16 protein-coding genes and 1 pseudogene are annotated in these 18,436 nt (G+C 53.6%); 13 read left to right on the plus strand and 4 right to left on the minus strand.

Going from position 1 to position 18,436, the window contains the following annotated elements; genetic code table 11:
• The first annotated feature begins 4 nt into the window (after window positions 1-4).
• Window positions 5-2,080 (plus strand): methyl-accepting chemotaxis protein, encoded by a 2,076-nt coding sequence (locus ACI48J_RS12085; protein ID WP_405082935.1) that lies wholly within the window; start codon window positions 5-7, stop codon window positions 2,078-2,080.
• 354 nt (window positions 2,081-2,434) lie between these two features.
• On the opposite strand, the gene ACI48J_RS12090 is transcribed toward ACI48J_RS12085, so the two are convergent.
• Window positions 2,435-3,208 carry an IclR family transcriptional regulator gene (locus ACI48J_RS12090; protein WP_405082936.1) on the minus strand — a complete coding sequence of 258 codons (774 nt, stop codon included), beginning with the start codon at window positions 3,206-3,208 and terminating at the stop codon, window positions 2,435-2,437.
• A 140-nt stretch (window positions 3,209-3,348) separates the two neighbouring features.
• Between ACI48J_RS12090 and ACI48J_RS12095 the strand changes: the two genes are divergently transcribed.
• The 6 genes from ACI48J_RS12095 (at window position 3,349) to ACI48J_RS12120 (ending at window position 10,251) form a co-directional block, all read left to right on the plus strand.
• Window positions 3,349-4,449 (plus strand): alpha/beta hydrolase, encoded by a 1,101-nt coding sequence (locus ACI48J_RS12095; RefSeq protein ID WP_405082937.1) that lies wholly within the window; start codon window positions 3,349-3,351, stop codon window positions 4,447-4,449.
• Between the two features lie 80 nt (window positions 4,450-4,529).
• Window positions 4,530-5,924, plus strand: a complete 1,395-nt coding sequence (locus tag ACI48J_RS12100) for an MFS transporter (RefSeq protein WP_326050295.1) — start codon at window positions 4,530-4,532, stop codon at window positions 5,922-5,924.
• 69 nt (window positions 5,925-5,993) lie between these two features.
• A complete protein-coding gene (locus ACI48J_RS12105) occupies window positions 5,994-6,899 on the plus strand; it encodes an alpha/beta hydrolase fold domain-containing protein (RefSeq protein ID WP_405082938.1) in 906 nt (301 codons plus the stop codon).
• A gap of 132 nt (window positions 6,900-7,031) precedes the next feature.
• Window positions 7,032-7,910 carry a polysaccharide deacetylase family protein gene (locus ACI48J_RS12110; RefSeq protein ID WP_405082939.1) on the plus strand — a complete coding sequence of 293 codons (879 nt, stop codon included), beginning with the start codon at window positions 7,032-7,034 and terminating at the stop codon, window positions 7,908-7,910.
• Window positions 7,911-8,186: 276 nt separating this feature from the next.
• Complete coding sequence (locus ACI48J_RS12115; RefSeq protein ID WP_405082940.1) at window positions 8,187-9,272, plus strand: AI-2E family transporter; 1,086 nt, start codon at window positions 8,187-8,189, stop codon at window positions 9,270-9,272.
• A 100-nt stretch (window positions 9,273-9,372) separates the two neighbouring features.
• Window positions 9,373-10,251, plus strand: a complete 879-nt coding sequence (locus tag ACI48J_RS12120) for an NAD-dependent epimerase/dehydratase family protein (protein WP_405082941.1) — start codon at window positions 9,373-9,375, stop codon at window positions 10,249-10,251.
• 108 nt (window positions 10,252-10,359) lie between these two features.
• Here the strand turns inward: ACI48J_RS12120 and ACI48J_RS12125 are convergent, their stop codons facing one another.
• On the minus strand, window positions 10,360-10,812 hold the full coding sequence (locus ACI48J_RS12125) for a hypothetical protein (protein ID WP_405082942.1): 453 nt from the start codon (window positions 10,810-10,812) through the stop codon (window positions 10,360-10,362).
• Window positions 10,813-11,048: 236 nt separating this feature from the next.
• Here ACI48J_RS12125 and ACI48J_RS12130 point away from each other — a divergent pair.
• The 4 genes and pseudogenes from ACI48J_RS12130 to ACI48J_RS12145 form a co-directional block, all read left to right on the plus strand.
• Window positions 11,049-11,366, plus strand: a pseudogene (locus tag ACI48J_RS12130) (RrF2 family transcriptional regulator); the annotation flags it as partial.
• 91 nt (window positions 11,367-11,457) lie between these two features.
• Window positions 11,458-12,372 (plus strand): NAD(P)/FAD-dependent oxidoreductase, encoded by a 915-nt coding sequence (locus ACI48J_RS12135; RefSeq protein WP_405082943.1) that lies wholly within the window; start codon window positions 11,458-11,460, stop codon window positions 12,370-12,372.
• A gap of 219 nt (window positions 12,373-12,591) precedes the next feature.
• Window positions 12,592-13,212 carry a TetR/AcrR family transcriptional regulator gene (locus tag ACI48J_RS12140; protein ID WP_405082944.1) on the plus strand — a complete coding sequence of 207 codons (621 nt, stop codon included), beginning with the start codon at window positions 12,592-12,594 and terminating at the stop codon, window positions 13,210-13,212.
• Window positions 13,213-13,289: 77 nt separating this feature from the next.
• The gene (locus tag ACI48J_RS12145) at window positions 13,290-14,519 is read left to right on the plus strand and encodes a cytochrome P450 (protein ID WP_405082945.1); all 1,230 of its coding nucleotides are present in this window, start codon (window positions 13,290-13,292) and stop codon (window positions 14,517-14,519) included.
• Between the two features lie 159 nt (window positions 14,520-14,678).
• Here the strand turns inward: ACI48J_RS12145 and ACI48J_RS12150 are convergent, their stop codons facing one another.
• Window positions 14,679-14,891 (minus strand): hypothetical protein, encoded by a 213-nt coding sequence (locus ACI48J_RS12150; RefSeq protein WP_405082946.1) that lies wholly within the window; start codon window positions 14,889-14,891, stop codon window positions 14,679-14,681.
• Window positions 14,892-14,969: 78 nt separating this feature from the next.
• Complete coding sequence (locus tag ACI48J_RS12155) at window positions 14,970-16,397, minus strand: PLP-dependent aminotransferase family protein (RefSeq protein WP_405082947.1); 1,428 nt, start codon at window positions 16,395-16,397, stop codon at window positions 14,970-14,972.
• 125 nt (window positions 16,398-16,522) lie between these two features.
• Between ACI48J_RS12155 and ACI48J_RS12160 the strand changes: the two genes are divergently transcribed.
• Together ACI48J_RS12160 and ACI48J_RS12165 are read left to right on the plus strand one after the other, a co-directional pair.
• Entirely contained in the window at window positions 16,523-17,440 is a 918-nt protein-coding gene (locus ACI48J_RS12160; RefSeq protein ID WP_405082948.1) for a DMT family transporter, read from the plus strand.
• A gap of 127 nt (window positions 17,441-17,567) precedes the next feature.
• Window positions 17,568-18,056 (plus strand): hypothetical protein, encoded by a 489-nt coding sequence (locus ACI48J_RS12165; RefSeq protein ID WP_405082949.1) that lies wholly within the window; start codon window positions 17,568-17,570, stop codon window positions 18,054-18,056.
• The last annotated feature ends 380 nt before the right edge of the window (window positions 18,057-18,436 follow it).

The raw sequence follows: 18,436 nt of genomic DNA on the forward strand, positions 1-18,436 counted from the left end.
GTTGATGGATACGACGAGACAGATCCCAGGAGTTAAAGAAGCGGGGCTTACACGGTTGTTTCGGCAGGCGGCCCGGAAAGCGCGGCTTATCAGGACCCGGTTGATTGCGGCTTTCCTCGTCGTTCTTACCATTCCCGGTGTGCTGATCGCTTATTTCTCTTATCAGAGTGCGAAGAACGAAGTCCGGCAGCGGATTCAGGACTCCATTTATTATAATGTCGACCTTATCCGCGGGAATCTGCATGTCAGGCTGGCGGCCGCCGTAAGTGCTCTCCAGGGAGCCTCAAACGCCCTTGAGCGGCAAAATATCGTGAACAGGGGAGCCGTTCAAGCCGGGCTGGAGCAGCTGCTGCTCAGCGTGCCTGAACTGACGGAGGCTTCAGTCGTCACGCAGAGCGGAGAGGTCATCCGGCCGCTTTCCGGAGCCGCCGCATCCGCTGCGGAGCAGACGGATGGTAACCAATCCGGCTGGCCGGCACAGAGCCGGGAGAAGAAAGGCGAAGTCGCGATCGGAGACGTACGGCTGAACCCGCAAAGCGGCGCGATGACCGTACGTCTTTCTAAAGCGCTTGCCGACGGAAGCGTCCTGTCGGGGACCCTATCCATGAGCGAACTCGCTGCGCTGATCAAACGGACCAAAGCCGGGGATACCGGTACGCTGGTTGTGGTGGACGCGCAAAATACAATCGTGGCGGGCTCGGGCTATGTGTTTGAGTCCGGATTTCTCCAGCCGGGCAAGCCGTTTCCCTTCGAAGTTTTGACGGCACACCCGGTTCCGGAGGAGAGGGACAGCGAACGGGCTATCGTCAAAGCGTTTAAGTATTGGGACGGTTTGGAGATGAACGTTTTTACGGGCACGGACCCGGATACACAGTGGAAAGTCATGGGGATCACAGCCTCCGCCGATTATTCCCGCGCGGCGAGGCCGATTCTGGATACGAGCATGCACGTTATCGCCGTTTCGATGATTTTGACGGGACTCATTATCTTTTCTATTCTCCGGATGCTGTTTGTTCCGCTGAAGCGGCTGCGTCAAGGGGCCGGAGCCGTGCGGGAGGGCGATCTAACACAAAGAGTCGGCATCTTCGGGACGAACGAATTAGGAGAATTGGCGGCGGATTTTAACGAGATGACTCTCTCGCTTCAGTCCATGGTCACCGAGCTGAACGGAACTTCAACCGTACTTGCTGCTACCTCCGACACGATCAAAAAGGAAACCGAGCAGACGGAACGCTTGATCACCCGGGTATCCGAAACCGTTAAGGTTACGGCGCAAACGGCCGTATCTAGTGCGGAGGCTTCGCGGGAAACCTCGAAGGCCGTGGAAGAGATGGCAAGAGGTATCGGTTCCATTGCCGAGTCCGCGAACATGATTGTCGAATCCGCCTCCAGGACGGCAACCGATGTTGCGGCCGGCAGCAGAACGGTACTCCATGTACAGGAACAGATGAACCGGATATTGGATGCGGTTCTGATCTCGTCTGAAATGACGGCCGACTTATCCAAGCTTTCTGAAGAAACGAAGCAGCTCAACGATGCCATCTCCGACATGGCGAGCCGGACCAGTCTGCTGGCCTTGAACGCGTCGATTGAAGCTTCCAGGGCCGGGGAGCACGGACGCGGATTCGCGGTCGTGGCGGCAGAGGTCCGCAAGTTGTCCGAGCAGTCCGGAAGAACCGCCGAGGACATCCGGGAATCGCTCGGCCAAATGTTCGGACTTATCGAGCGGCTTGCGTCGCATACAAACGATCAAGTGAAAAACCGGGTGGGAGAAGGCATCCGTTCAAGCGGGGAAGCATCGGCGGCCTTCCGCAGCATCGAGCGTTCGACGGCAAGCATTGCGGAGCAGATTCGGGAGATTTCGGCGGCTTCCGAGCAAATTGCCGCCGATACGGAGCAAGTCTCCGCATCGACGGCCGAACTGTCCGCGCTTTCCTCCAAATCGGCGGAGGGAGCGCAAGTTACCGCGGAGGCGGTAGAGCGTCAGATGGAAGCTGTCCGGAACATTCATTCGTCGGCGCAGCTTCTGTCGGAGCGTTACGCCGATTTGCAGCGGCTCGTGAACCGGTTCAAGCTGTAGCCGGTCCTGCTTGTGACAATGGAGCCTGGCGTGGGGCTCGACCGGCCGCCGTGCAGCGCCGAACGCGCACATGGATTCGTGCGCGTCGGAAAGGTTAGCGGGCTTACTCGAGCCGGAACGAGCGCCTCTCCTCCCGATAACAGCCGAGCGCCGTCCAACTTGCTTGCTCGGATTGGACCAACCCCTTTCCTTACTCAACATAAAAGCAGACCCGCATTAGTGGTGCGGGTCTGCTTTTCGTTTCTTAAATCCTGCCGGCCGGCATTTCGGACAGCCAACTGCCTGAGCAATCTGTGAGCAAACTGTACAGTCTGCAAGGGCCGATAAACCGAACGGCACGCGCATTTTCTGCGGTTACTTCAGATAGCCGAACCTGCGCGATATTTCTTTCGCGGCTTTGACGACTTTGCTTGTCAGCAGACTGATCCGCTGATCGCCGAGCCGGTCAGACCCGGCGATCAGCGTCAGGACCGATATGACATGCCCGGAAGCATCGCGAAGAGGGGCGGATATGGAGCCTAAGGCCGTCCTGTATTCGCCGACGGATACACAGTACCCCTGCTTCCGCAGCACTTTGAGATGATCCCTCAGCTCGTCCGGGTCCGTCCGGGTCAGCGGGGTATAACGCTTCAAAGGAGCGCTTAACAGCTTGCTGAGCCCGGATTCGCTCTCATAGGCCAGCAGAAGTTTGCCGCCGCCTGTAGCGAACGCGGGTGCCCGGCCTCCCGAGAACGCTTCTTCGTCGAGCGGGTTCCGGGTGCCCACCTGATGGATGTAGACGATCTCGTTTTCCTCGAGGACGGCAATGCGGAGATCTTCCGAGGTTTCCGCCGCAAGACGCTCGATAACCGGCATGGCCGCTTCCTGCAAATCCAAATGGGAGTGGAGGATGGTATGGTACAGCGTCACGATCCGCTGGCCGAGCCGGTACTTATGCGTGACGGGATCCTGGTAGACGAAGCCTTCGCTGAGAAGGGTGGATAAAAGACGGCTGGCCGTGCTTTTGCCGATCCCAAGCTCGCAGGCGATTTCGGTCAATCTTTTTTCGGGCGATTGAAGAGTAAACAATTTCAGCAAACGCAGGGCGTTGGTGACGGAGGAGAGCAGCTGCGGATTGGTTTGTTTCACTTTCATACCCCCGTGGAAGTTTTTTGGCGTTCCGTATAGAGGAACAATCGCGTTGTCCCTTCCGATCATGGCATATTATGATTCATTTGTAAACGCTCTTATGAAGGGTGAGTCCAGAGGAATACGGGGGAGATGGCAGCATGAACACAGCAGAACAGGCAGAAGCGCTTCTTAGAAAGCTTGGGGAAGAAACAGCGGAGACGGAGCGGGACGGGTACCGGTTCACGGTGAAAAAAATTCCGGATGGCGCAGCGTCCGGGCAGCTCGATCCAAGAGTGTACGACGTTCTCGGGGAGCAGGTCATTCCTCCCTTCTCGAACGTTGAGCGCCGGATGGAAGCGGAAGACGTCCGGCAGATGCGGGCCATGATGGGATGGCCGAATACGTCCGTTACCCGGACGGCGGTCGAGACCGTTTGCCGGAAGATAAACGGCGTCAATGGACCCATCCCGCTGCGGATTTATACACCGGAAGGAAGCGGTCCGCGCCCGGTCGTCGTTTTTTTTCACGGCGGCGGATTTATCGGGGGGACCGTCGATGTCATGGAAAATCCGTGCCGGGCGCTCGCGGAGAAAGCCGGGGCGATCGTCGTTTCGGCGGACTATCGGCTGGCGCCGGAGCATGCGTTTCCCGCCGGGTTGACCGACTGCTTCGAAACGGTGCAGTGGGTCCGCCGCCACGCGTGGGAGCTTGGCGCCGATCCCGGCCAGATAGCCGTGGCCGGCGACAGCGCGGGCGGCAACCTGGCGGCGGTTTGCGCCATAATGGACCGCGACCGGGGCACGGGGATGATCCGGTTTCAGGCGCTGCTCTATCCGACCGTCAATGTGTCGGGAACCGAAACGGAGGATTTCCGCTGGAGCGAGGAAGCGTACGACATCCGCGGACACCGGGACCGCGAACTAATCCTTGGCGGGCTGCATGGTTTGGGCGGAAGCTTTCCGGGTCTGATCGAGCTTTATCTTCAGGGAAGAACGGAGAGCACACACCTATACGTATCGCCGCTGCTTGCCGGCGATCTGGGGAACTTGCCCGAGACGCTTATCGTCACGGCCGAATACGATTACCTGCGGCTGGAGGATGAAGCTTACGCACGCAAGCTCGCACGCTCCGGCGTCTCCGTCAGAATGATCCGCTACAACGGGATGGATCATGCTTTTTTGGACAAATTGGGCTTGTACCCCCAGGCGGAAGACTGCTTGAACGAAATGGCCCGGGAAATGAAAAGGGTGTTCGCGTAAGCTTGCTTTTGGCTGACAGTTAGGCCGCTTTCAGGCACATTAGGAAGGTTACATTTTATGAGATAGCGGAGGAAAACGACATGGAAACGATTAGACCTGCCGGAAGCGGTGAAGCGGCCGCCCATCATCCGGCGAATCCGTCAATGGTACGAGTCGGTACCAGAGAGAGGCTGAGCTACGGGTTCGGCGAATTTGCAAGCAGTCTTATTTGGACGGCTCTATCGGCTTTTGCCGCTTACTATTACACCGATGTCGTCGGTTTGTCTGCCGCCGCGGTTGGGACTCTGCTGCTTATTGCGAGGCTCCTGGACGCTTTTGCCGACGTGGGAATCGGCATTCTCGTGGACAAAACGAAAAGCAGGCACGGCAAAGCGCGGCCCTGGCTTTTGTGGCTGGCCGTTCCGTACGGCGTCGCGGGCGTGCTTTTATTCTCGGTTCCGGATCTGGGGCCTGTCGGCACACTTGTATACGCTTATATTTCGTATTTACTCGTCAATATCATTTTTTCCGGCATCAACATTCCGTTCAGCGTTTTGAATGTCATGATTACCCAGGAGCCCTACGAGCGTTCGATGCTGAACGTGGTTCGCACGATTTTCGCATCCGTGGGCGGGATCGTCGTCACCTTCTTCACCATGCCGCTGGTTCGCTTCTTCGGGGGAGGCAAGCTCGGCTGGCTGCTGACCTTTGTCATGTTCGGGGTCTTCTCCACCGGATTTTTCCTGCTTACGTTCTTCGGGACAAAAGAAAGGGTGAAGCCTTCCGTCGTTCAAAAAGACGTTCCCGTGAAACGGGCGGGCAAAGCGCTTCTGCGGAACAAATATTGGGCGCTGCTGGCCGTTTTCGCGCTCTTTACCTTTATCGGAAACGCGGCTTCGACCGGGATCAACGTCTATTATGCGCAGCATGTGCTTCAGAACACGGAGCTGGTCGGAACGATCGGTCTGGCGAGTCTGCTTCCCATCCTGATCGGTCTGTTTTTCCTGCCCCTCGTTATCAAGCGAATCGGCAAACGCAACGCCTGTCTCATCGGTATTTCGCTTACCGTTGCCGGTTCATTGGCTGTCGCGTTCGATCCGGCGAACATCACGCTGGTGCTGACGGGAACCGTTATTAAAGCGATCGGCACCGTTCCCATCGTCGGCACGATTTTTGCGATGCTGGCCGATACGGTCGACTACGGGGAGTGGAAAACCGGAATCCGCAGCGAGGGGCTCGTTTACAGCGCCACAACCTTCGGATCGAAGGCGGGAACCGGTATCGGAGCGGCAGTTGTGAGCTGGGTGCTGGCCTGGAGCGGATATTTGGGCGGGCAAGCCGTAGTAAGCGCTTCTGTCCAATCTTCTATTCAGTTTCTGTTTATATATCTGCCCGTTCTAATCGGGGTTATTCAAATCGCAATACTTGCTTTCTATAAACTCGACAAGGAATATCCGCAAATTATCCAGGAATTGACCGAAGCAAAAGACATTTAATTAATGATATTAAATATTAATGACATTTACCGATATATCTATTTTAACCGATCAGGAGGAAATATTGTCATGGAAGAAATGCCGTTTCCGTCAAGAGATGTGGAAGTTCCCGCCGATCAGAGTCATCCCGAGGGCATGCAGGTAATGTTCGGCGATCGGGAGGATCGGTTTGCCGCTTTTTACTACCCCGATATCGAATATGTCCGTTACGGCGAGCGTGGGATGCGGCTGAATATGATCCGCCCCGCCTCTCTCAAAGGTCCTCTGCCGCTACTCATTTATGTGCAGGGCTCGGGCTGGCGGAAGCAGAAGCTGTATGAAGCGATTCCCCAGCTCTCGGAATTCGCGCACCAGGGGTATATCGTCGCGAGTGTGGAATACCGGCCTTCGACGGAAGCCGAATTCCCGGCTCAGATTCAGGATGTCAAATCGGCGATCCGCTATTTAAGAGCCAATGCCGGCCAATACGGAGTCGACACGAACCGGGTTGCGATCTGGGGAGATTCTTCCGGCGGTCATATGGCTGCGCTCACAGGCGTTAGCGAGGGAGAGGCGGAATTCCTGACGGAGTTTGAAAAAGATCAGTCGACATCGGTCCAAGCGGTGGTTGATTTCTACGGACCGAGCGATCTTCTCCAGATGAGCGGGTACCCGTCCAAAATCGATCACGATGCGCCCGATTCCCCGGGCTCCGTGCTGTTGGGCGGCCCGATACGGCAGAACAAGGAGAAAGCCGCCGCCGCGAATCCGATCGGATATATCACCAAGGATAAAAAGCTGCCTCCTTTTCTCATCATGCACGGTGACCGGGACGAGATCGTCCCCTTCAACCAGAGTGTTCTGCTTTACGAGGCGCTGCGCCACGCCGGACAAGACGTCACCTTTTATAAAGTAAAAGGGGCCGGGCACGGGCCGGGCTTGTGGACCCCCGAAGTGCTGCGGGTTGTGCGCGATTTTCTGAAAGCGAACTTGTAAGAGTGGAACCTTGCCGGCTCGACGAAGATGCGGGAAATCAGGAAATGCTGAAGGTGTCGTATACGATAACGGAGATTGACAGGGGTACATCTCACATTGTTGCGTATAACCAACTAAAACGGGAGGGATAACATGCTGGCGGAGAAACTTGGGTACCGTGCGGATGAACGTCTTTTAATCGTGAACGCGGACGATTTTGGCATGTGCGGCAGTACGAATCGGGCCATTGCTTCCCTTCTGGAAGAAAGGGCCGTCACATCCACTTCGCTGATGGTTCCCTGTCCCTGGATGATGCAGGCGGCCGCTATCGCGAGCCGGCATCCCGAGTACGATGTAGGGCTGCATCTCACGCTGACATGCGAATGGGACGGTTATAAATGGGGGCCGCTGACGTCTGCCGGGGTAAAACGTTTTTTCGAAGACGAAAACGGTCATTTCCGGAAGGACAACCAGTCCGTCGCGCGCACGGACCCCGAACTTATCAAACGGGAGTGTGTCGCCCAGATCGAAACGGCTCTGAAGCTGGGCGTGGATCTTACCCACTTGGACAATCATATGGCGAGCCTTCACGGAGCGATGGGGGCGGGCCGGCATTTTGTGGACCTTCTCATCGAGCTCTGTGTCCGCTACAAGCTGCCGCTGCGGCTTCCGAGGCATCCTTTCCCCATGTTTCCTCATGACGAGGCGTTGGTGGAATTGGCGGATTCTCGCGGGGTAGTTTTTCCGGATTATCTCGAAGGCCTGCCGTTTGCGCTAGAACCGGGAAAAGATACGGATTCGGTCAAAACCAATGCAGCCCGCCTTTTACGGAATTTACAGCCGGGTGTGACGGAGCTGATTTTCCATCCTTCTTTCGAAACCGAGGAGTTGAAGGGGATCACGGATACATCGCCTGTGCGTCAGAAGGAATATGAAGTTTTTCGCGATCCCGATATCCGGCGCATTCTGGCAAAAGAAAATATTAAGCTGATCAAATGGCGGGATCTGCGCGATTTGCAGCGAAACGAATAGTGCCCCGACGCCGGTAACTTGTACCGGTAGGCGCAAGAGGCTGATCGCACGGGAACCGGGCGGTCAGCTTTTTTATTAGGGAGTGTCTATAAATACGAAGAATATATAAATTATCGGAAGGGAGGAACGAATTCACTTTATCAAAGGCCTGTCGCTGCGGCAAAATTACGAGTCCCGGTTTGTATTTTTTCTATTATTGAGTTTCCTCCGATCCGGGTAATGTATGGCATAACGTAATTCGGCGCTTGCCGTACAAAAGGAAAGGGGGAGAGGAACATGTACCTTCAGAGCCGTTTTTTCCGCGTATGTCTGGGAATTATCTCCGTGCTTCTGATTATTCTGCTTTTCAGTAAAATCAGCTTTGTGTTCAACCCCTTGATCACGATGATCAATATTTTGATCGTTCCGTTTATGATGGCGGGCTTTTTCTATTATCTGCTCCGCCCCGTGATCCAGTATTTAACGTCCCGGAAACTGAACAAAGTCTTGTCCATTCTGCTGGTATATTTTGTCCTGACGGCGATTGTCATTATCTTTGTTGTCGGCGTATGGCCGACGCTGCAGCGCCAGGTGGAAAACTTCGTGAACGGGGTTCCGGGGCTGATCGAGAATTTTAAACAACAGATGGGCAGGCTGCAGCAGAACCGGATGTTCTCCATGTTCGCGGGAAGCGAATCGGATCTGTCGACGAAGCTTTCGGAATATTTGAACAAGGGCATTACGGCGGCCTCCGACTATGTCTCCAATGTGATTTCGATCTTGACGAATTTCGTGATCATTATCGCGACGGTTCCGATCATTTTGTACTACATGCTGAAAGAAAGCGAGCATATCCCGTCCTCGATTCTGACTGTCATTCCCAGACGCTACCGCCGGGACGGTAAAGAGGTGCTCGCTAACATCGATTCTGCGCTTAGCGGGTTTATCGTGGGCCGCGTCATCATCACCAGTTTGCTCGGCGTCATGCTGTACATAGGGTTTCTGATCATTGATCTTCCGTACTCGCTTTTGCTGGCCATTGCGGCTACGATCTTGAATATCATTCCGTATATCGGGCCTATTCTCGGCGCTATCCCGACGATTATTGTCGCTTTTACCGTTTCACCCGCCATGGTCGCCTGGGTGCTTGTGGTGACGGTCATCGCGCAGCAAATCGAAGGAAATCTGCTGTCTCCTCACATTTACGGGAAAAGACTCGATATCCATCCGCTGACGACCGTCATTCTGCTTCTGGTTGCCGGGGATATTGCGGGGATACTGGGCGTCATTCTGGCGATTCCCGCCTACATTGTGCTGAAAATCATTATCGTGCGCATTTATTCGCTGTTTTTAGCGGAAAAAGTGGAGGAGCTCGTGGAATAGAGGTTTGTTTGCTTAAATAAAAGGCTGCCGCCAGGCAGTCTTTTCTATTTTGGGTTTGGGGAAAGAAGATGGTAAAATTTACGAAAGGAGGGGATTGACTATGCAAAACGTGCTTATTTTGGGCGGAACACGCTTTTTCGGTAAAAAGCTGACCGCGAACTTGCTCCGCGGAGGGGCGGATGTAACCATCCTTACGAGAGGCAATGCTGCCGATTCGTTCGGTCCGGGCGTCAAAAGGCTTTATGCCGACCGTACGGATGCGGCTGCTCTGCGTCAGGCGATCGGATCTGCGGATTACGACGTGGTCTACGACAATATTTGTTACACGCCTCAAGATGCGGAACATGCGGTGCAGTTGTTTGCCGGCCGCACCGGCCGGTACATCGTGACTTCATCGAAAAGCGTCTACCCGTTCGGAGGCCCCCGCAAAAAAGAAAGCGATTTCGATCCTTACGGCTATCCGCTGCCGTCGGTTTACCCGGACCAACCGGATTACGCGGAAGGCAAACGGCTCGTTGAAGCCGTTTTATTCCACAAAGCGACTTTTCCGGCAGCGGCCGTACGGTTCCCGATCGTCCTGGGCCCGGATGATTATACGCGCAGGCTGCATTTTCATATCGAGCATATCAAGCGGGGACTTCCGCTCGGTATCCCGAACCGCGAGGCGCTTCTGACATTCATCGACTCGGATGAGGCGGCTTCTTTCCTGGGCTGGCTCGGCACATCTGCGCTGGAGGGACCCGTGAACGCCTGCTCCAAAGGAGAGATTACGCCGGGTGAAATCGTCTCCCTTATCGGGGAGGCCTTGAACAAGGAGGCACACGTTTCGGACAAAACGGAAGAAGAGCACATGTCCCCGTTCGGTGTACCGGAGTCCTGGTATATGGACACGTCCAAAGCCGAAGCGGCCGGCTATACGTTCCGTCATCTGGACGACTGGCTGCCGGACTTGATCCGCAAGCTTGCCGGGGAAAGTTAAAGGGGAAGCAGCGGACTGAATCGGCTGAGCTCTGACTTTACGGACAAAATAAGGCACGCTCTTACAAGGGAGCGTGTCTTTTTTATCGTCTAAAATCAGGCGCTGCCGTCAGCCCCGGAAGCCTGCGGCCCGGTCATTTGCGGGTTCACCTGCCGGCTGTGGGCGGACGATAGAAGTTCCCCTGAATTTATAAAGCGACATAAACAAGCTTAAACCCGCTATGAACGCGAATTTCTGATCATTAGGATATATAACATCCATCCCAGGCAAAGGTACGGCAAATAGCAGGAGCGGATAAAAGCTTAAAATGAAAAACAAAATAAATGCGGCTAAAAACAAGGTCCGGTGAACAGTCAGTTTGCTTGTCATGAACAGCGTACCGCTATATACCCCCGTCAGCATATACAACAAAATTTTGAAACTATCCAATAGAAAAATGTTTGAGTAAACGGAGTTCGCACGTTCATAATCCAAATACAATTCAAGCTTTCCGATTCCGTAAAAGACAATCCCTGCCCCGACTAACCAAATAAAAATAAACGCCGTATGGTTCAGTTTCATAAATTATATCCTCCTTAAACCCATTAGGTTAAATTTACCATAGTATTCATACATTGGATAGTTAACGAGGTTAACGAATGAGTGCTCAGCGATTAGTTTTGATATTTTCGCTTGCTAAACAAACAGGCATTATTGTATATTGTAGATATTATAGATCCGTAATAAACGGAATTAAAAACACTCCTTCATTTTCGCTCACTTTTAATTTCGATCCGGAAGGAGGCAACGGCTGTATCATGCAATTTTCCAAAAGCACGGGGTACGCTCTTCATGCACTGATTCATTTAGCGCATACGGAACGCGGGCACTACGTAGGCATTAAGGAATTATCGGCCTGGCTCGGCGTGTTGGAAAGCTACTTGTCCAAAATTATGTCCAAGCTGCGGCAGGACGGCATCGTACGTGCCGTTCCGGGAGCAAGCGGCGGTTACGAATTGGCGCGCGAGACCGATCAAATCACCTTTCTCGACGTGATTCAGGTGATCGAAGGACGTCAGCACAAGTACGAATGTTTCAAAATCAGCGAAGAGCACCATCCGATGTTTTTCGACTCGGCTTCCGCCGGAAGCGGCGAGGCTATGGACAACAAGTCATAAACTTATTGCAGACTAATTGTGGATATTAAAGATCCAGGAGGATGGTCATATGGAACAACAAATCGATGTAGGCATTATCGGCGGGGGGCCAGCCGGATTGAATGCGGCGCTGGTGCTGGGCAGGGCAAGAAAAAGTGTAGTCGTCATCGACGAAGAGCGTCCGCGCAACCGGGTTACCCGCGAGTCTCACGGCTTTCTGACCCGGGACGGCATCAGCCCTGCGGAGTTCCGGCGTATTGCCAAGGAGCAAATTGCGGCGTATCCTTCCGTTCGTTTCGTTACGGATTCAGCGGTAACGGTCACGGGGGCGGACGGCAATTTTCAAATCACGACGGCTCAAGGAACGGTCTACCGGTGTAAAAAACTTCTTTTCGCCGCCGGAAAAAAGGATCTTCCGCTCGATGTTAGCGGCTTGGCGGACGTTTACGGCAAAAGCGCGTTTGTCTGTCCTTATTGCGACGGGTGGGAACTAAGGGACCAGCCTCTTGTTCTGATCGTCAAGGGAGGCGCTGCCGTGCATTCGGCCCGGACGGTTTCCGGCTGGTCGAAGCGGCTGACGATCTGCACCAACGGTCCCGACGAGCTGACGGACGAGCAGCGCGAGGAACTCAAGGCGCATCATATACCGGTTTTCGATTCGCCCATCTTGCGCATTGAATCGACCGGCGGTATGGCGGAGCAGGTTGTGCTTGAAGATGGCAGCGCGATCCCGTGCAAGGGGATTTTCTTCGCGCCCAAACTCGCTGCCGGTTCGGACCTGCCGCGTGAGATCGGCTGCCGCATGACGGAAGGGGGCTCGGTCGTGGCCGATCCTTTCGGTAAAACGAACGTACCGGGCGTCTTCTCTGCCGGCGATGCCGCAACCGAAATGTATCAGGCGATTACGGCCGCTTCTCTCGGTTCCCTGGCCGCCGTCGGCATAAACACGGAGCTGCTTGCGGAAGCCTGGGACAACCGGATCTAGCGGCAGTTGCAGAAAGTTCGCGGATGCGGCGGTCAGTAAGCGACAAGCCGCAAGCCGGCAGCCCTGGCCCCTCCAGGCAATCACCTTAAAGCAACAAGAAGCGGCCCATCTGAGGCCGTTTTTTTGCGTGGATCGCCTCTTTTCTATATTGACTAACCGGTCAGCATCCATTACACTTTTATTAACCGATCGGTTAGCATGAGGGAAGGAGGACCCCGGTTGCCTTTACAACTTTACGAGAGAGAAGAGATTTTCGAAGCCTGTCTTTCCGTTTTCGCGCGCCACGGGTATAAAGACACTTCGACCGGAATGCTGGCGGAGGCGGCCGGAATTTCCAAGGCACTGATTTTCCACCATTTCAAAAGTAAAAAAATGCTGTATCTCAGCTTGCTGGATCACTGCTTCGAGAAGGCGAGTGAAGAACTCCGGGTGGGCACCATTCCGGACTACCGGGATTTTTTTGAAGCGATTGATGCGTACAGCCGCAAAAAAATCGACTATTTCCGCAAGCATCCGGACGAAATCAAACTGATTTACGAGGTTTTTTATTCGACCCCGGAAGAGCTGAAAGAGGACATTTCCAAGAAGTACGGGTATAGACTTGCCTCCAAGTACGAGGTGTGGGAGCGGTTATTTGACAAAGTGCCCCTAAGGAGCGGAGTGGACCGCAAGCACGCTTTTGAGCTGATTGTGATTACCCTGGAACATTTCGAGAATAAGTTCGTAGCGGAGGTCACAGATCTTAGCGCCGTCGACGACGATTATATCGAAAACATGTTCAAGAAAATGAATGAGTTCTGCGTCATGATCCGTCAAGGAATCGCGCAGGATGACGCTTAAAAGGCTGCAGCACGCTATTTCCCGCATAACGTTTGCCGTTTTTCCGCTTATTCGCTTTTAAAGAAGGGAGTAAATCCATGGAAAAAATGACTGGCGGCGATCTTACTTCGCCGGAAACAATGCGTGATATCATTTCGTTCTATAAGCGGCTGGCCGCGCAGAAAGAATCTCTTTTCCGTCTGGACGATTTTTACGGGATGGGAGGGGCCTGGATCGCTTTTCGTTACGATGATGTGGCCGCGATGCTGAAAGATCCTCGGTTGGTCAAGGATATGAGGAAATACGTGCCGCAGAACGAGCCGGAAGCAGCGGGGGCAGGCACGTACGTGGGCAAACTGTTTGAATGGTTGAGGAACATGCCGAATATGCTTTCGGTTGACCCGCCCGATCATACCCGGCTGCGCAGGCTCGCTTCGAAAGCTTTTACGCCGCAGATGATCGAGGGCCTGCGTCCGCGCATCCAGCAGATCGCCGACGAGCTTCTGGATGCCGTCCAAGAGCGGGGCCGGATGGATCTTGTCGCGGATTTCGCTTATCCGTTGCCCATTAACGTCATTTCGGAGATATTGGGGATTCCGGCGGCCGACCGCAGCCTTTTCCGGGGCTGGACTCAGAAGCTCCTGCAAGCATCAGTGGACCCCAGCCAAGGTTCCGCGGTGGAAGAGGCGCTGGAGGAGTTCATCGGGTACATCCGGACGCTGCTGGACGCAAAACGCCGCAATCCCGGCACGGATGTGACGAGCGGCCTAGTCCAGGCTTACGAGCAGGGCGATAAGCTGAGCGAGAACGAGCTTCTCTCGACGATCTGGCTGCTTATCATCGCCGGACATGAAACAACGGTCAACCTGATCGGCAACGGCACGCTCGCGCTGCTGCGGCATCCCGGACAAATGCGCCTGCTCCGGGAAACGCCATCCCTTCTTCCGGGTGCCGTAGAAGAGATGCTGCGCATGGAGGGGCCCATTGTCATCGCGAGCCGATTTGCCGGAGAGGACATCGCCATGCACGGCAAAGTCATCCGCCAAGGCGAGATTGTGCTGCTGTCTCTTGCCGCCGCCAATGTGGACCCGCAGAAATTTTCCGATGCGGATACGCTTGATATCACCCGCGAAGAGAATGAACATCTCGCCTTCGGCAAAGGGATCCATCACTGCCTGGGCGCGCCGCTTGCCCGCCTGGAAGGGCAGATCGCTTTCGGCACGCTTTTGCGTCGGCTGCCCGACCTGCGGCTCGCGGTCGAACCGGAGCGGCTGGTTTATAACCACGGAAAGCTGCGCTCGCTAACCAGCCTGCCTGTTCTTTTCTGACCGCTAGACACCGATAGGGGCGCGGCGCCCGAATGCCGGATCGCCGCGCTCCGGATCGGCATCAGAAGTTTTAGAACAAGCCTTGTCTACATATAGACAAACAAGCCCTATCCAATTGGACGGGCCTTTTATTTGTTCCCCCATGCAAGATGTATGGACCTATTCCTCTTTAGTTCCTCTACCCGCCCAAACACAAACAGGACCCACAATAAAAGTATTCACCAGAATAAATAAAATGGTATTAATTTTTATTGCAATCATAAGGAGTGCAAGAGTAAAAGGGATCGTCAGTAAAATTCTTTGGGTGCGAGTCTTCATAACGTTACCAACGCCCAGTGCGGCGGACAAGGTAGATAAAATGGTTTTCTTCATGGCTCTCTCCCTTAATAACATAGCTTTACGGATATAGAACAAGGGTTAGCGTTGTCTAAACTTCTTATTAAAATATTATTAAGAAAAGTTCATCAAGGAAGAAACCACTTCTTTAAACCGCCTCATCCCCGCGCGCAGCTCTGCTTCATTCAAATACGAGTAACTCATGCGCACCCGGGATGTCGACTCTCTCAGCGGATCGCAGATCGTCCCGGGGACGAAGGTGAGGGACTGTTCCATGCAGCGGCTGAGCAGACGGTCCATCGGCACCGAAGCAGGCAGCTCCACCCACAGATTAAAGCCTCCCGCAGGGCTGGTCCATTGCCAGCCGGTTCCGGACAATTCTTCTTCCATGATGTCCTTGCGCACGGCAAGGGCAATTCTCAGTTTCGCCAAATGCTGCTGCATCCGTTCGGAAAAGAAATAGTGCAGAAAAATCTTCTGATTCAGCAGCGGAGCCCCGCTGTCGGATAACGATTTGGCCCGGATCAGGTAGTTCATGAACGACGGACGGCAGGCCACGGCCGCAATGCTGAGCCCGGGAGCGATATATTTGCTGAAACTGCGGAGATAGATGACGTATCCGGCGGTATCGTAGGAAAAGAGCGGCAGGGGAGGCTCATCGCCGAAATAAATATCGCGTCCCGGATCGTCCTCGATCAGCAGGCACTTGTACGTTTCCGCCAGCTCCACCAATTTCTTGCGCTGCTCGGCCGGAACCGTGAACCCCGTCGGGTTGTGAAAAGTGGGATTGAGGTAAAAAAGGCGCGGCCTTTCGGTCTGCATAATCCGTTCCACTTGCTCCAAATCGTAGCCGGACGGATGAATATCGACCGGGATGATCTTGGCGCCCTGGCGGCTGAAAACGTCTATGGCCGGACTGTAAGTTGGCCGTTCCAGCATGACGGCATCCCTCGGCCTTACGAGGACTCTGGCCACCAGATCGATCGCCTCCTGGGAACCGGAGGTGATCAGCAATTCATCGGGAGACAAGAAGAAATGAAAGCTTGTCGTGAAATAACCGCAAAGCGCTTCGCGCAGCTCCTGGTCTCCTTGAACGGTAGAGTAAGTGCCCAGCACTTTCGGGTACAGATCGAACACTTTTTTTACATACTCCGACAAATAAAGATTCGGCAGCAGATTAGGGTCGAGCAGCGCCTTGGAAAATTGATAGTCCGCCTGCACCTGATGGATTTCCGAAAGGTGGCTTTCATGCACATAGGCGGAAACGATCGGATCGTTTAGCGGACCCAGCATCGACTGGCTGCCGGGATTCGCGTAGTAACCCGATTTATCCTTCACGTACACATCCCCATTGCGCTTCAGCAGCTGATAAGCCTTAAAAACAGTCAGCCGGTGCACCCGAAATTCCGCCGCCAGCGACCGGATTGAAGGAAGCTTGTCGTGCGCCTTCCATTCCCCGCGCCGGATTCTTTCCAGCAGGTAATCGTAAATTTGTTCGAAAAGCTTATCGGAATGGACGTTCGAACGGTTTTCTCTTTCCACCACACATCGCTCTTTTCCTCAGGTTGATTTCCTCCAGTATAGCCGATTACGGCGCAAATCTGTTCTGTTCATTGAAAACTGTTCTGTTTATTCCCGTTTATACTGGGGGAAAAGGAGGAATGGAAATGATCCCGTTCAACTATATCCTGATGTGTTTAATTTTCGGGACAACTTTTTTGGCCATCAAAGTGGGGATCGATGCGGGGGCATCCCCTTTCTTCTCGGCCGGGGTCCGTTTTTTTCTTGCCGGCGCAATCCTGTTTATTGTCATGGTTGTACAAAAGAAGGCGCGGCTTTCGCTGCTGCTCCGCAAAGAGATGATGCTGACCGGACTCGGGCTCACTTTCGGTGTTTTTGCGAGTCTATATTGGGCCGAGCAATATTTAAGCTCCGGCATCGCCGCCGTTTTGTCGGCAACGGCTCCGCTTATGATTATGCTGCTGCAGACGGGCTTGACCCGGCAGAAAATGTCCGCTTCTTCCTGGGCGGGCTGTCTAGTGGGATTCGCCGGTGTCGTTATCCTGCTCGTCCCCGGAATGACCGTCGCGTTCAGCGCGGTCTGGGTGGCGGGCTGCATCGCGGTCCTGATGGGGCAGGTTTTTTATTCGGCGGGCACAGTGTATTCCCGGCGGGTTATCCGAAGATTTTCCGATACGTCCCCGATCGCACTGAATGCGGCGCAGATGCTGTACGGGGGACTCATGCTGCTGCTTTTGTCGCTATTCACGGAGCAAGTACATATGGAAGCTATGCTCGTTCCCGAAGCCGTTTTTTCGCTGCTGTATCTGATCGTCTTCGGGTCGATGATGGGGCACACGATCTTCTACTGGCTTGTAGCCAAAACAAATCCCGTTTTTCCGTCCACCTGGCTTTATATTTCTCCGCTGATCGCGCTTAGCCTTGGGGTGGTTCTCTACGGTGAACCTCTTTCGTTTTTGTCTCTGGCAGGAGGCGTTATTATTATCGCGGGCATTCTTCTGATCAATCTCAAAAGCCTAAGGCAATTGGCGGGTGCCCGGTCGCATTTGGTTGAGCGAAGTTAGGCAGCTTAGCGGGGGTTGCGGACAAAAGCGGGAAACATTCTGTGTAAAAATGTTCACAAACATGTCACTTATGCGGAGCCTTCCATTATCCCTATAATAACAAAGGTAATCAGAGAGGATGATGGAATTGCCGACAACGAAGAAAGAAAACGTTTATTTCGGATTGATGATGTGCTGTGGAATGGTCGTGGGTATGATGTCTTATAATTTAGTGACAAACGGCTTGATCGGCACGATATCCTGGAAAGGAATCCTTGTACAATTCGTGCTTTGCTTCCTTATCGCGTTCATAGCGGAATCGTTTATTGTCGGTCCCGTGGCCAAGAAAATCGCTTTTTCGCTGCCTTTTGACAAATCCAAACAGGTGCTTGTCATTTTGTCCCTTTCATTTTTTATGGTCATCGGCATGGTTGTGATTATGTCTATGTACGGACTGGCGACTTCTTATTTGCTTAACCCCCCGGTAGGAAAATCGCCGCTTGAAAGTTATATGTCTTTGATAGTTAAAAACTTTAGTTTTGCTCTGCCGCTGCAACTCCTTATTGTAGGTCCGATTGCTCGATATTTGTTTAAAAGATTCGTTAAAAGCGAAGAAATAGCGATATCCGTAAGCTGAATTTACACAATGTGCAATTTTCGGCGGAATATAACGATTACTCTTAAATAAAAAGATTGACACGGTCAGACGAATCTGTTAACTTGAAATTAATTTCATACCCTTCAAAGGGGAGTAGCTTGTACATGCTTAGTCGTCATTACGTGGCTTGATCGCCTCCGGCTTTGCATGCGACGTAAGATTGATCACGTTGTTAGCGAGACCTTTGCCTTACGGCATTGGTCTTTTATTTTTTAGCCAAACAGCAGCCTTTGCCGGCCAACCGGTGAAGGCTGCTTTTATTTTGGCCCTATTTCGGGGGAGGGAGGAAAAGCGGCGCCGTTTATCGAGTTAATCTCATTAACGCAGCATCAAGATTACACGAGGAGGAGTGTCAACCC

It is taken from the genome of Paenibacillus chitinolyticus (assembly GCF_045038035.1).
Lineage (GTDB): Bacteria > Bacillota > Bacilli > Paenibacillales > NBRC-103111 > Paenibacillus_F > Paenibacillus_F chitinolyticus_A.